Origin of the sequence: Segatella albensis DSM 11370 = JCM 12258 (genome assembly GCF_000426565.1) — a bacterium.
Lineage (GTDB): Bacteria > Bacteroidota > Bacteroidia > Bacteroidales > Bacteroidaceae > Prevotella > Prevotella albensis.
Genome location: NZ_AUFP01000001.1, coordinates 53,979 through 69,080 on the forward strand (window position 1 = coordinate 53,979; position 15,102 = coordinate 69,080).

Here is a 15,102-nt window from a genome sequence, read left to right on the forward strand (position 1 = left end):
ATTTTAATTATGGTATCAACAGACCTCTATATTCAAGGTCATGCTTCATTGCTTCTTCCGTATAATGGATGTCAATGTCTATTTGCTTCAGACGCTTTTCCTTTTCCTCATCTGTATGCTTGTTGTCTTGAAGCGTACTCAATTTCATTTTAGCCTTAATACATTCCAATCCGTTGTGAATCGCTAATGCACTCACAGGGGCATTGGAGTTGAATAGATGAACCCAACTTTGTCCTGCAAGCAATTTTCCCCACTTCTCGTATTTTTGAATGTTATTAAGACATTGGTCTGTTCTGCTGTCATTTATTTGATTGTTCATGAAGTTTCTCATTTAACCCTTTTGCAAAATCATATATATTCGATATTGCACTATCTATTTCATTTTGGTGATCCGATATGTATTCTTGAACCTTATTACCACGCACTAACTGTGATATGACATAAAATTCCATAATACTTTGAAATGAAGATAAACTATGCAACAGTTCTTCTTCGTCTTCTTCATCTACAACTTTACTATCTTTTATCTTGTTAATAAAAATGTCTATTTGCACAACAAGTCTCTTTGTTATAGGTCGTAAAAAAGGTTCATCCCGTAAACTCTGATTCTTGTATAGAAAAGAAGAACTATCTATTTCCATCAATTTCTTTTTGAGACTCTCTATTTTTTCAGCAGACATATGCCTTTTAAAAATAGACACTTTTATATCATTAATTAGCTCTTTGACAACATTGTAATCATCCAACCGCATCTTTGCCAAAATAGTTTGAGCCTCAAAAAGCAAATTATTAATGTGTCTATTTTCACTATTATTATCTAAGGTCGAATTTATCTTAATGATAGCACAAATATTTACTACAGCTAATACTGTTGTAATTACCCCATTGAAAATTACTATAAAAAGATTCCAGTCATTTAGCTCTTGAGAAATATTACCGTTAAAGACGGAACGATATTGATATAAAACTATACCATTCGCAATAACACATGCTAAACTAATGAAAAGCAAAGCGATAATCCATTTATTCTGTAGCCATTTCATACACAATTGTCATTTGGATTGTTCATATTCTTCTCGTGTGATTGGAGTTTCTGAATCAACAATGAGGATTCATCATAGACAAAATCGTAGATGTGATTGCAAATAGGAAGGTCTTTCAGCATAGAGATAGTTTCTACAATTTAAACTTCATCGGCTTATACTCATAATCGGAACACTCCCAAACCCATTGTACAACTTGTCTAGTCAGATTAAGTCGATTAACAGGATCTTTAATCAAGCTTATTTCGAAGGAATCTTTGTTTTGATATACAAGAGCAAGGTAGTAGTTGCCTGGTTTATATTGTGCTGCGGCAAATTCGTTGTTTGTCATTCTGAACTTTTGCCCAACATAATCGATTGATTTTACTTCTATATAAATATTTTTTCCGTTTGGGTCACTTCCTTCAAGGTCAAATCCAAGATTTTGCTTACTTACGTCCTTAAGCCTGAATCCGTTTGCATTCAATGCTACCAAGGTGTTTTCTTCAGCACTTCTCCATTTTTGGATACCGTCATTATTTACGGCTTGCTTAGAAGAAGATTCTGCATCGTTAAACCACTGGGAAACACTTGTGGGATTATATGATTCCTTATTACCATAATTATCCTCGTCTTCATCTTCCTCATCATTAAAAGTATAATCATCATCGTCGTCATCAGAGAATTGTACTTCATTTATCTTGGATAATCCCATTTTCTTGAGGAACTGGGAAATGTCATTCTCAGAGACGCCACTGTCTAGCAGTAATTGAACGTAGCTCTCATCTATTTCTTCTTCGTCATCATTTATTTCTTTTAGAGAGCATAATCTTCCATTCGATATAATTAACGGCGTGGTGGTTAAAGAAGAGAACCTGTGATTCATCAAAGCCCCTTTTATTCCAGCTGCCATTATTTGAGCATATCCCAACACAGAAATCTCTGCTTTACTAACTTTCTTTAATAATGAATCAACATCTTCAGGCTTATTCCCTAAATATTTCAAAAGATCGTTCAATCCTATGACATCACTACATCTTGGAGCAATGAATGATAAATTAGAAGCTTCCATAATTTTGGCGAAATCCTCAGCATTCAACCATGAAGGAGCAAGTCTTATGTTTGAGAGTTCCTTACCAAAAGCTTCTTTAATCCTTTTTGCAAATTCTCTTTCAAATGATTGCTTCATCAATTGAATCAGTTTGAGATCAAAATATGGCATCAATGCATCAACCATATTCCTGTCTTTATTTGCTAAAGCATATTTTAGCAAAGATGCATAGAGCCGAGCAATATTCGATATAACATTTATAGTTGTCTCGTCCATGATAAGATGTCTACGAGAAGGATCTGTACTAAAATCGCCATTTACCACAACTCCTAATCCGCAACTATCTTCTGTTGGGAGAAAAGCATGGATAATAGCCTCGCTCTTGGGAAGTCTATCAACCTTGTCTTTATTCATAGAGAATGCTATACTGCATGTGGAATTTGAACATACAAACCAATTAGATATAGCATCAGTTGTTGATACTCTTAAGATGCGCCCTTTTTCGTTTTCTTCAATTACAGCAATATTTGCAGTTACTTTTTTACTTAAGTGGATCTTAATAACCTGAATACTATTCAAAAATAATAATGTTGTATTAGCAAATGAAGTGTACTCTTCATCTATTTGATTAGCCAATACGCCAGAGAAAATGAAGATTGTATTAAACCCTTCATCTTGTATCTCTTTTATTTCTCCAGCTAATTCAATTCTTATGGACTTATCCAATTCGTGTGGAATTCTTATCAAAGGCACTTTATTAGCCTGTGGAACGATTTGTTTTGACAACTCTTTTGAGAATGTTATCGCAAAGTCGCCACTTATCAGATGTACCTCTTTCGCGAAACTGACTACGGATTTAAAGCCAATTCCTCTATAGCCAATTGTTGCTCCTCTTACTTTGTTGGAGGATGCACTACGGCAAAGGCTTTCTAAATCTTTTATATTAAAATGACGGCCATTATTGGCAACGAACAAATATTCACCAGAGCGTTTAACATAAAACTTAGTCGCCTTAGCGTCATCTGCATTCTGAAGTAGCTCAATAAAAGATCGGCTATTGTAACTTTCAGATACGTATGCTTCCAAGCCTGCTAGATCAGACAAAAGCATAGGAGAACTCTTGGCTTCAGAAATAAGAGATTCTCTCAGAATAGACATTTCTTTATTCATCGTGTAGGATAAAATCTAATTTTACTAATTTCGTCGACAGGAATGTCAAGCCTTATAGTCCCAAAATTAAAGACATCAAATCCTTTAAAATCTCCGTCATATTTGCTAATACTTGTTTGATAAATTATAGAGTTATCAGAATCATATATAGCAACTTCTACATTGAAGCCCTTTTGGGGAACTTCACCATTTAAGGCAAGAACTTCACAGAACAATTTCAGAGAGTTTTCATCTTCTACCTTGACTGAAAAATTCTGAAGGGTTATACCAAATTGCTCCTCGATTGCTTCAAAGTGCTCGATTTTGCTCTTTATATTCCTATTGTATGTACTTCTTTCTTTAGATTCTGCTATCCACCATTGACCATGTTCTCTAATTAGCAATAAAGAAGCAATTGTTCCTTCATTTATATCCAATTCAATACGGTCTTTATCATGTAAACTTTTTAATTCTTTATAATCCATAGCTACGTTTACAAAAGACTGGGGTTGAAGAAATCTTCCACTTCCCAACATATCTATATTACCATAGGTATCTAGCAACCCTTCCTCTACTGATACATAGCGAGCTTCCAATTGAACCTTTTTTTTCTTGTCATTGTGATTAGTTACTTTAATAATTATACTATAGTAACTATCACTTTTAATATAACCATCATTGATTATCTCTAAGGAAATTCCATTAAATAATTTGTCTTTTAACAGTTCCATATTAATTGCTTTATTTATTACTATTTGTTGCTAACTCAAAAAAACGATCCAATTCATTGCGACTTAATTTTGTGCTTAGAGACTCTAAAAGCTCACCATTACAAATATATTTAGAGAATAATCTATATATACAGTTTATCTGCAATCCTAATAGCATATCTCTAACTTCTAACAGAAAAGGAACATTTTGAATAGAAGCAACAGTTCCTAGACTAGACAAACTCAATCCATGCGCAAATTGAGATATGTACATAAAATATGCTACGATGTTAGGTGTAATTCCAAATGTCTTATATAAATCCTGATAAGAATATTTTCCAGTATTCGAAAAATCCTTAAATTTCCAATTTCCTTTACTTAATAGCTTATCAACATATAAATGCTGTATTTCATAAATAGACAGCTTCATGATTTGTTCTTTAGTGTGCTGCACTTCTCGTTTACATCTTTCCCTTTCTTCAATTATTAAAACATTACTTTTCATTGAATCCGTAATCTTGAGATATGTCAGCGAGCCATCCAATAAGAATAAATAATGCCTCAGTAACCTCATCTCTCCATCGTGATCAACGTAAATGAATTTTGTGATAGCCAAATTGTCTACTATCATTCTTAAAATAGTATTTGATGTGATGTAATCTTTATCCTCCAATAGTACTTTACTAAAAGTCCGAAAAATCTGCAACATCAGTGATAAACGCTGCACTAGATAACCCTGCCAATCCTCAATAGAACTAGAAGAGAATCTTACTTTTAACAGATTTATCATCTCTGTTGCAAATACCATCATTGTTTTAAACGACATGTCTGTTGATTTCTCTTCCATATTTATCATCTTAGAGCATTAAAAAGGTTCTTAAGACTCACTTCGTCTTGGATAAAAACTTCACGAGGCTTGCTGCCATAAGCTTCACCGACAACACCAGCCTTTTCCAACTGGTCCATTAATCTGCCTGCTCGATTATAGCCAATTGCGAACTTTCTTTGGATCAGACTAGTTGAACCACTCTGTTCACGAACTATTAGACGGGCTGCATCTTCAAACAACGGATCTAAATTAGTCATATCAACATCGTTTAACTCGTTGTATTCTTTTTCATCAAAATATGGATTAGGCAATTCAAATGGCCTTTTGTAGCCTTGTTGGTCGGAGATGAACTGGCAGATAAGCTCCGTCTCTGGTGTGTCTATAAATGCACATTGTACACGAACAGGTTCGCCTCCATTTGTGTAAAGCATATCGCCATTACCAAAAAGCCTTTCTGCTCCATTTCGGTCGATAATCACCCTTGAGTCAACACTCTCAGGTACTCTAAATGAAATGCGTGTCTGAAAATTTGACTTTATGTTTCCTGTGATAATGTCATTTGTAGGAAACTTTGTTGAAATAATGACATGAATACCAACAGCGCGAGCCAATTGCGCTAAACGAACTAAAGGAAGCTCAAATTCTTTCCCTTTTTCAGAAATAAAGTTAGCATATTCATCAATTATCACCACAATATAGGGCAGGAACTTATGTCCGATAGCTGGATTCAACTGACGCTCTATGAACTTTTTGTTATACTCTTTTATATTGCGGACAAACGCCATCTTCAACAAATCATAACGGATATTCATTTCTTTGCAAAGACTATTCAATGTGTCAACTGCCTGATTGCTATTAATTACAACAGAAGGTTCATCGTATAATGCTGCGAGATAATGCCTTTCAATGATGCTATATACCCCAAGTTCTATCACACAAGGATCCATTAAAACTAACTTTAATTCTGCAGGATGTTTCTTATACAACAAAGAAGTTAGGATAGTATTGATGGCAACTGACTTACCTTGACCTGTTGAGCCTGCAATTAGAACATGAGGGGCTTTCGTAAGGTCAAATATAAAGACCTCGTTGGTAATAGTCTTTCCTAAAGCACAAGGTAATTCCATTGTTGACTCCTGGAATTTCTTAGAATTAAAGATACTATCAATCGATGTGATAGAAGGCCTCATATTAGGAACTTCGATACCTACAGTGCCTTTGCCAGGAAAGGAAATAATGCGAATGCCTTGAGCGCCAAGCCACAGAGCCAAATCATCTTCTAATCCTCGTACTTTATTGATACTGATACCTGGAGCAGGGGTTATCTCATATAAAGTAAATCTTGGCCCTACTGTTGCTTTAATTGACGATATTTCAATCCCAAAATTTCGTAAGACTTCAACAATACGATTTTTATTGGCAGTTTGCTCTTCCATATCAATATGTGGTAATCCATCGTCATCATACTTTTTGAGCAAATCAAGAGTTGGATAATGGTAGTTTTCTAAATCTCTTTTTGGATCGTAAGGCTCTAATTCTTCCAGACAAATAACGCCATCCTCTTTGTCAGGGCTATCTGTTGCAGGAGGGATGTTGGCATTAGGATAATCTTTGCTCACCACATTTCTTATGTTTTTTTCCTGCGAACAAGATTCTGCTTTACTTCCTTCTTGTGGAGTCTCTATATCGACTGTTTCGTAAATAGCGTTCAGATTTGATTCCTTAATTAATTCGTCGTTTGTTGTTTTATATCCCTCATTGGTTGGTGTGACTGATAACGGGTTACTTTTTTTCTTGTCTTTCAGTAATAATGCGTCATTTAGAGGTGCAATAAAATCTTTCTCTTTTTTTAATGCTGATATCCAGAGAAAAATAATTATAAGTGTAATTAAGATAGAAATGATGCCACCTTCCCATATCTTTTCATATCCAAGGAATATCCGAACAAACGCCCCACTCATAGAAAGGAAAGGAAACAAATTGAGCAGGATTATAATAACGCACAAGGAACATCTAATCTTATGTCCTATTATTTCCTTTTTGATATAGTGCTTTGAGACTTTTTTGATGGATTTAATAGTGTATGAAGACGTATCTTCTTTGACAGACATATTTAGTATAATTGCTAGCCCCCAAATTGCTTGAAAAACAGCATTGATAAGACAGCAATAAATCATATCTAAATTATTAAGATACCATACAAATGCTGCAATCGAGAAAACCAATGAAAAAAAATAAAAGACATAATGTAATGGATTATACGCTAATATAGAAGTCGTTTTATCGTATTTCCTATTGATATGTACATTCTGTGACTTTTCATTGTCGAGGGAATTAAAAGATTGAGTCGAATGTCTTGCTATACTATCTTCTTGCACTTTATCTCTTCTATACAATCCTGTTCCTGGAAAACCAGTATTGACATAGGTCCCTTTCGGGCCAAATGTAACACTTGCTCCTTTTATACCAACATTGGTGCTTATCCCACTTTTGCTGATATTAATATGAATACCAGGCAATATTTTTATTCTTTTCCTATACCTCCAACCCATAATCCAATATCTTTGTTCTAGCTTTTACTTACAGATTCCATGAATTTTTTGTTGTATAATTCCTCTACACCAACTTCCAATAGTTTTGAGATTTTTGCTAAAGTTTCAATGTCTGGCTGTGAAGAGTTGGTGCACCATTTGGAAACTGTAGATGGACTCACGCCCAGTTCTTCAGAAAGCCACTTGCTGGTTTTCTTCTGTTCTACCAGTACTAATTTCAGGCGATTTACGTCTTGCATACATTTCAAATTTTTAGTTTGGATGTAAAGTTAGTGAAAACTATTCATCCTACAAAGAAAAAAGTTCTTTTTTTAGAGTTTTTCATGAACATATGCCACAATAGCTGTTGCCTATTATTTCCTTTTGCTTGACATACTGCAAAGAGTTTCCGTTGAAGGGTGTAGCCTAATACGCACTTTTCTGTGGAGTGCCACACAAAAATGCTTGTCTGCTTTCTGATTGAGCAAGCTCGGCAGACTCTTGTTCACATAGAACAGAATGTTAAAAGTACTTCTCATGTTTCTTACTCTTTTTTAATTTTGACTGCAAAACTACTATTTTTTTAGGCATCCATCGCCATGCAAAATATAGCAGTTTGCGGAATAAGAAACGGGCGGTGAAAGGTGCGTCATTTCACCTCAATTCGCGTTGCCTATTAAGCCTTCTCAGAGGCCTAATTTTGGGTTACGAATTAGAAACCTAACTCCTTCACCAATCCTCCCCAATTTGTTATCGCACTCTAATTGGGTTGCCTCGTTCTTCCCCATATTGCCTTTATTTCAGGCCGAATTGCGTTAATCTTCCAAAAACCGTTGTTCTTTACAACCTTTTTTCGTAACTTTGCATGATGATGCATCTCACAAACTCTCATATTCCTGCTCCAAGACGATTCAACAATCCGTTTTATTATGAGCCTCATCCTCTCTGTCTATTGGCTGTAGAGGAGGTCAAGAAACTGTTACCCAAACATCCGAAAGAGGGCAAAATGTTTGGGGTTCTCGTTGTGCGCAATGCTGAAAACGAGATTGGGTATCTCGCTGCGTATAGCGGACAAATCGTGGATACGGAATATCGATATCTTGATGATCACGAATTCGTCCCTGCCGTCTATGACTATCTGCAACCGGATGGATACTTCAAGACGAACGAGACTAAAATTTCTGCCATTAACCATGAGATAGAGTTGATGGAGAATAGTGATGAATATAAAAGGGTGTATGAGGAATATGAGACGTTGAAAAGGGAGGCTGTCTCGGCAATCGCTCTGAAACAGGAGATGATGAAGAGGGCTAAGAGGGTGCGTGATCAGAAACGCGAAATGGGAACCTTATCGACAGAAGAACTGCAAGATATGATTCGGGAGAGTCAGTTTATGAAGGCTGAGGTGCATCGCGTCAAACAGAAGTATGCAGTCATCCTTGAGAATGCTAAAATGAAGATCGACAGCATACGTATGCATATCTTCAACTTGAAACAGGAACGGAAACTCAAAAGTGACCATCTGCAGAACTGGCTCTTCGCTCAATTTAATATGAGGAATGGGCGGGGTGAGGAGAAAAATCTTATCGACATCTTCAGAGAATACTATATGAACCGTGCCTTCCCGGGGATTCCTCCTTCGGGAGCCGGGGAATGCTGTGAACCAAAGATGCTACAATATGCTTATTCTCATCATCTGCATCCGCTATGTATGGCAATGTTCTGGTGGGGACCTTCACCTAAAACTGAGATTCGACAGCATGAACATTTCTACCCTGCTTGCAATGGTAAGTGTAAACCAATTCTCTCTTGGATGTTACAGGGGTTGGAGGTGGAGAAGAATCCTTTGGAGGAAGATGTGCATCTGAATCTTAACATCTTATACGAGGATGATGATATCATCGTGGTAAACAAACCTGCCGGTATGTTGTCGGTTCCGGGAAATAGCGACCGGGAGAGTGTCTATTCGATCATCAAGGATAAATATCCTGATATTGAGGGACCGATGATCGTTCATCGTCTCGACATGGCAACAAGTGGATTACTGGTGTTGGCAAGGAACTCGCATAGCTATGCCAACCTACAGGAGCAATTCCGTACGCATAGTATATATAAGAGGTATATCGCAATACTTTCCGCAAAGTCAAATACGGAGGAAGATAATGATATGGTCTTGAAGGGGTCTATATCATTGCCTCTATCACCGGATGTCGATGACCGACCTCGACAGAAGGTTGACTTTGAAAACGGTAAGACTGCTATCACAGAATATCATGTGCTTTCGAAAGATAAGGAACAGATCAGGGTGTCGCTGGTTCCACACACCGGTAGAACTCATCAGCTTAGGGTACACTGCGCCTATCCTCAGGGACTCAACCATTCGATAAAAGGCGATGAACTCTATGGTGAAAGAGCCGACCGCCTGTATTTGCATGCTACTTATCTACGATTCACGCACCCTACAACGGGCAAGCGCATTCATTTCGAGAAAAGTCCTGATTTCTAAACAAAGAACATGATAAGCATCTGGGCAATGATTACTCGGATGAACATTCCTAATGGATATACTGATGCATAACTGACACTGGCAGTGTCGCCTTTCAATGTGTCGTTGGCATATCCTAAGGCCATCGGGTTGGCCATACTGCCACAAAGGATTCCACAGATGGTACCAAAATCATACTTATGACTCTTCAGGGCTATCAGACCGACGATGATGACGGGTACTACGGTGATTAGGAATCCTATTCCTACCCATGCTAAACCTTCCGGACGGATGACAGTGGCAAAGAAGTCGCGACCGGCATCAAGGCCCAGACAGGCCAGATAGAGACTAAGTCCTAACTTACGAAGCATCAGCGATGCTGAACGGGTGGTATAGGAGATGAAATGCATCTTTGGTCCTAAGGCTCCGATGACAATTCCCATGATGATAGGACCTCCGGCAATACCAAGGCGTACGGGACTATCCATACCCGGAATAGGAATAGGGATGGTACCGAGCATCAAACCCAAGATGATACCGAGGAAGATGCTGCCGATATTGGGTTCGTTCAATGTCTTCACGGAGTTACCGAAAAAGGTCTCTACATTGTTTACTGCTTCATGCAAACCTACTACGGTGACGCGGTCACCATACTGTAAACGCAGATCATCGGTGGCCAGTAACTTGATATCACCACGAATCACACGACTTACGTTGACGCCATAGGTGGAACGCAAGGCGAGATGACCGAGTATCTTGCCGTTCAAAGTAGGACGTGTTACGACAAGGACTCTACTCTCTACCTTGGCATCGATGGAGTTCCAGTCGATAACTTCCTGATTATAGTCTTTGGCAACACGACGACCAAAGAGAATCTCCATGGCTGCCTCGTCTTCCTTCGTCGTGACAACAAGTACGTTATCTCCCTGCTGCAACTGGGTACTGGCCATCGGCACGATGACTTGGTCGGCACGCCATACACGGGAGATGATAAACTTGAGATGGGTCATCGCTGCAACTTCTGCGATACTCTTCCCTGCAATGGCGGGATTCACAACGACAAACTGAGCGATATAGGTGTGGTCTTCCTCTGATAGGGGTTTTACCTCGAGATCTATCGGTTTCACAAAGATCTTACGGATGAAGACCATGGCAAGGATTACTCCCAGTACACCCAAAGGATAGGTGACAGCTGTGGCCAAAGCTACACTTCCACTATAGAATCCTAGATGTTCCAAAGCTTGAGTGGCTGCACCAAGAGCAGGGGTATTGGTCGTTGCTCCACATAGCAATCCCACCATATCCGGTAACTTGACACCTGTGACAGGAACCAATATCAACGCGAAAATCGTTCCGACAACGATGACTGCCAATCCCCACATATTGAGGGCCATACCTTCATGGCGCAAAGACCCGAAAAAGTTGGGTCCCACATGCAGACCCAGACAATACACGAACATCGAGAGGCCGAAGGTCTCTGCATAATCGATAACCACAGGGTCGGCACTCATACCGATATGACCGGCAAGAATACCAGTAAAAAAGACGAAGGCAATACCGAGAGATATTCCCATTACCTTGATCTTACCCAATGCAAGACCAAGGGCGATAATCAACGAAATTACAACAACCGTCTGAACGGAAGAATGTATACTAAAGAGCCCTTCGAGCCATTCCATTTCTCGTATATTTTAAAATCGGCTGCAAATTTACAAAATATTCAGGAAATTCTCCAAAGGAATACCACGATTTTTATCCTCGTTGTCCTTATTTAGGTCGATAAGTTTCCATACGCCGTCCATGGCCTTGCGTGTACTCTCTTTCAGAGGTTCATCATTGAGCAGATGACCGATCAAGATGGCTGAGAACATATCTCCCGTACCCGGGAAATGTACCGGTATCTCGGTATAAGGTAACGTGAAGTATTCCTCCGACATGTGATTGTATCCTACTACGGATGGTTGACCGTCTACAGGAATGCTCGTAATCAATACGGATTTGGATCCTATCTTACGAAGATGGTCTACCAAACTGCGGGCGACATCGGCAGAAACGCCATCCGGATCATACTCTCGACCTGTAAGATAACAGGCTTCTGTGTAGTTTGGATAACAAAGATGGGCCACACTGAGCATCTCTCGCATACTCTTTATCGTTGTCGGTGTCACACCATTATACAACTTGCCCTCATCGCCCATGATAGGGTCTACGAAGATCGTTGTTCCTTTTGCCGCCTGTTCTTGGCAATAACGACTGACTATGTCGGCTTGAAGTTCTGACACGATGAAACCGGTCGCTATCGCATTAAAGGAGAACCCCAACTGCTTCCACACCGGGAATACACCTTTTATATATTCTGTGGTATCCAAGATATTGAATTTCCCATAGTCGAGCGTATTCGAGACGAGCGCTGTCGGTAGATTATAAGTGGGATGACCAAAATAAGACAGGATAGGAAGCATCGCTGCGGTAGCTACCTTACCGTATCCTGCCATATCATTGATAAGAAGTATTTGTTTCTTGCTCATTTTCTCTATATTATTCAGCATGCAAAGGTAATAAAAAACACTTTAATTTCGACATGAATTCTTCATAATCTCATATTTTATAAGTACCTTTGCCGACGCAGAATACAACTTTTCATCTAACAAACGGAAATATGATTACAAAAGAAGACATAAGATCTCTACTTGAGGATGCGTTGCCATTGGTAAACTTGGACTCGGAATTTCTGTTCAGTGAACTGGATTCTCTTGAGGTGACGACGATTCTCATGATGCTCTCTGAAAAGTATGACATCGTTCTGGAAGCTGAAGACGCTACGCCGAAGAACTTGAAAACGCTGGAGAGTTTGGCTGCTCTTGTGGAGAAGAAACTTGGTGAGAAAGAATGAATACACTGGAGGATTTTCTAAAACGAGATGCTTCTCTTTATCCTGACAAAATCGCGATATTCTGTCAGGGTAATAGGTTGACCTATGCTCAACTGTATGGGTTGGTGTGTTCGCGTTCTTCGGAATTTCTTCCATTCAAAGGAAAAGCTGTCGTTTTTCCTAACACTCAGGATGCCGACTTCATCATCACTTATCTGGCCATTCATATGGCTGGTGCCGTAGCGGTTCCTTTGGAAAAGGATTGTCCTGAAGATCGCTTCCTGCATATTCAGAAGGAAGTGAGCGATACAACTTTCGAGGATGCCATTGCCGACATTCTTTTCACAACGGGAACAACGGGGAAATCCAAAGGGGTCATGATAGGTCATCAGGCTATCCTTGCTGACGGTGAGAACCTCATAGAAGCTCAGGGGTTCAACAACGACACTACTTTCATCATTTCGGGACCGATGAATCATATCGGTTGTCTTTCTAAGATCTTCCCGGTCATCATGTGTGGTGCCACGCTCTATATCTTGGAGGGAATGAAAGATATCAATGCTTTCTTCGATGCGATATCCTGGGCAGAAGGAAAGGTCGCTACGTTCCTTGTACCTGCAAGTATCCATATGCTTCTGTTCTATGGCAGTAAGAAACTCAGACAACTGGCTCATAAGATTGATTTCATCGAGACCGGGGCTGCTCCTATCACGCACACTGATATGTCGAAATTGTGCGAGATGCTCCCTACGACTCGACTCTACAATACGTATGCGTCTACGGAGACGGGAATCATAGCGACTTATAATTATAATGACGGTAGATGCACGGAGGGGTGTCTGGGCAAGGCTATGAAGAACTCCAGATTCTTCATCACGGAGAAAGGTACCATCGCTTGTCAGGGCCAGACGCTGATGAGTGGATATTTCGGGGAGGAGGAGATGACACGCAAGGTGTTGCGCGATAACACACTATATAGTTCCGACCTTGGAAATATCGACGATGAGGGAATGCTCCATATCCTCGGACGTGAGGATGATGTCATCAACACTGGAGGCTTCAAGGTCGCTCCTTCTGAGGTGGAGAGTGTTGCCTTAGAGCGACCGGAGATTTCTGACTGTATCTGTATCGCGGCTCCTCATCCGATCATCGGTACTGTTCTTAAACTTCTCATTGTCTCAGACGGAGATATTGACAAGAAGGGTATAGCCCGATATCTCCAATCAAAACTGGAAAGCTATAAGGTGCCTTTCTTTTACGAGAAGGTGGAATGCATCCATCGCACCTTCAACGGGAAGATAGACCGCAAATTCTACCGCTGATCAGCAGACTTTGATTTTACCGGATTGGCATAGATACCCAGGAAGATATCTTTCAGAATATCAGGGTCTGTGATGTCATAATCATTCAACCGTTCCATATATCTCAGGAAATTGTTAAACTGTGCATCGGTGTATTGCTGACGATAGAGTGTCTGTCCATATCTCAAGTCATGGGCGATATAGTTGTTGGGATAGAGCACATAGGAATCACAGATACGGCGATCCAGCAGTTCGGCTACTTTCTTATGATATTCATTGTTGGTACAATGGTCGTAGCGTTCGAGATCCTTACGGGTTATCTCCGGGCACAATGTGATATTCACACGCCCCTTATGCTGTACGATACCCGTAAGAATACTATTCAGGTCCTCACCGGGTTTCTTGATATATTTCTGATATCTACTCTCATAGAGTTCGATGGCTTTCAGGATATCGCAACTCTCACGCTCGTAACTGATACTTACCGGGATGATGTGCAGTTCGCTCAATGCCTTGATCTTGTCCTCTGGACAACTCATACAAAACATCTTGATGATACCTTGATCGGTTTTATCCAACCCATCCTTGGTACGACCATTACGCTGAGCTATCCAGACACTTTCTTTCTTATGTAAGAGGGTATGACGGATATAGTCGCTTAGATGCTGTGACGACATATAGAAATCGCGCATCTTACCGCCACGCTCTACACGGAACATCTTATTCGATTTACCGATATCGGTGACAAGACCCGGACTCATCAGGTTGGCTCCAAAGGTAATCTCGGAAGTTTCACGATGATGCTTCACAAGAAGATATTGCAGAAGAGAGGCATCAAGCATGATGTCACGATGGTTGGAGACAAAAAGATATTGGGTATCGGGATCCAACTGTTCAAAACCGCGATAGGTAAGTTTTGTGATACTACGGTCTATGACCTGTTGGTTGACAGGTATCATGACAGCATGCTGAAACTCTCTGATCGTGCGAAAAGAGAGCATCATCTCCTTGACATCTTCTATATCACGCCCTGGGAATATCCAGGATGCCAACAGAGGGAAGGCATCCGTCTGACAGATTCTCTGCATGGCTGCAGGAATCTCACAATCTACATAGGGGCGTATATCATCAAACTTTTCCATTTTCCTTTCT

At 39.7% G+C, this 15,102-nt stretch carries 13 protein-coding genes; 3 read left to right on the top strand and 10 right to left on the bottom strand.

The window, feature by feature from the left end; translation table 11 throughout:
* Window positions 1-7: 7 nt before the first annotated feature.
* The 7 genes from K333_RS0100260 to K333_RS0100295 all read right to left on the bottom strand — a co-directional run bounded on the left by K333_RS0100260 (window position 8) and on the right by K333_RS0100295 (window position 7,552).
* Window positions 8-319 (bottom strand): hypothetical protein, encoded by a 312-nt coding sequence (locus K333_RS0100260; protein ID WP_024990196.1) that lies wholly within the window; start codon window positions 317-319, stop codon window positions 8-10.
* Entirely contained in the window at window positions 300-1,043 is a 744-nt protein-coding gene (locus tag K333_RS0100265) for a hypothetical protein (protein WP_024990195.1), read from the bottom strand. The genes K333_RS0100260 and K333_RS0100265 overlap by 20 nt, the downstream gene beginning before the upstream one ends.
* A 133-nt stretch (window positions 1,044-1,176) precedes the next feature.
* Complete coding sequence (locus K333_RS0100275) at window positions 1,177-3,243, bottom strand: DUF3883 domain-containing protein (RefSeq protein ID WP_024990194.1); 2,067 nt, start codon at window positions 3,241-3,243, stop codon at window positions 1,177-1,179.
* Window positions 3,240-3,953: a hypothetical protein gene (locus tag K333_RS0100280; protein WP_024990193.1), complete on the bottom strand. Its 714-nt coding sequence runs from the start codon at window positions 3,951-3,953 to the stop codon at window positions 3,240-3,242. Before K333_RS0100280 ends, K333_RS0100275 begins: the two co-directional genes overlap by 4 nt.
* Window positions 3,954-3,963: 10 nt before the next feature.
* A complete protein-coding gene (locus tag K333_RS0100285) occupies window positions 3,964-4,779 on the bottom strand; it encodes a hypothetical protein (protein ID WP_154652953.1) in 816 nt (271 codons plus the stop codon).
* Between the two features lie 5 nt (window positions 4,780-4,784).
* Complete coding sequence (locus tag K333_RS12580) at window positions 4,785-7,313, bottom strand: DNA translocase FtsK (protein ID WP_051230817.1); 2,529 nt, start codon at window positions 7,311-7,313, stop codon at window positions 4,785-4,787.
* Between the two features lie 17 nt (window positions 7,314-7,330).
* Window positions 7,331-7,552: a helix-turn-helix transcriptional regulator gene (locus K333_RS0100295; protein WP_024990191.1), complete on the bottom strand. Its 222-nt coding sequence runs from the start codon at window positions 7,550-7,552 to the stop codon at window positions 7,331-7,333.
* 605 nt (window positions 7,553-8,157) lie between these two features.
* Between K333_RS0100295 and K333_RS0100305 the strand changes: the two genes are divergently transcribed.
* Window positions 8,158-9,798 (top strand): RluA family pseudouridine synthase, encoded by a 1,641-nt coding sequence (locus K333_RS0100305; RefSeq protein WP_024990190.1) that lies wholly within the window; start codon window positions 8,158-8,160, stop codon window positions 9,796-9,798.
* Here the strand turns inward: K333_RS0100305 and K333_RS0100310 are convergent.
* Both K333_RS0100310 and K333_RS0100315 read right to left on the bottom strand, forming a co-directional pair.
* Window positions 9,795-11,456, bottom strand: coding sequence for a putative transporter (locus K333_RS0100310; protein ID WP_024990189.1), 1,662 nt, complete (start codon window positions 11,454-11,456; stop codon window positions 9,795-9,797). The genes K333_RS0100305 and K333_RS0100310 overlap by 4 nt on opposite strands.
* Before the next feature lie 30 nt (window positions 11,457-11,486).
* Complete coding sequence (locus tag K333_RS0100315) at window positions 11,487-12,305, bottom strand: pyridoxamine kinase (RefSeq protein ID WP_024990188.1); 819 nt, start codon at window positions 12,303-12,305, stop codon at window positions 11,487-11,489.
* A 131-nt stretch (window positions 12,306-12,436) separates the two neighbouring features.
* On the opposite strand from K333_RS0100315, the gene K333_RS0100320 reads away from it, so the two are divergent.
* Window positions 12,437-12,670 (top strand): phosphopantetheine-binding protein, encoded by a 234-nt coding sequence (locus K333_RS0100320; RefSeq protein WP_024990187.1) that lies wholly within the window; start codon window positions 12,437-12,439, stop codon window positions 12,668-12,670.
* Complete coding sequence (locus K333_RS0100325) at window positions 12,667-13,971, top strand: class I adenylate-forming enzyme family protein (protein WP_024990186.1); 1,305 nt, start codon at window positions 12,667-12,669, stop codon at window positions 13,969-13,971. Before K333_RS0100320 ends, K333_RS0100325 begins: the two co-directional genes overlap by 4 nt.
* Here the strand turns inward: K333_RS0100325 and K333_RS0100330 are convergent.
* Window positions 13,962-15,092 carry a 1-acyl-sn-glycerol-3-phosphate acyltransferase gene (locus K333_RS0100330; RefSeq protein ID WP_024990185.1) on the bottom strand — a complete coding sequence of 377 codons (1,131 nt, stop codon included), beginning with the start codon at window positions 15,090-15,092 and terminating at the stop codon, window positions 13,962-13,964. The genes K333_RS0100325 and K333_RS0100330 overlap by 10 nt on opposite strands.
* Window positions 15,093-15,102: the final 10 nt, after the last annotated feature.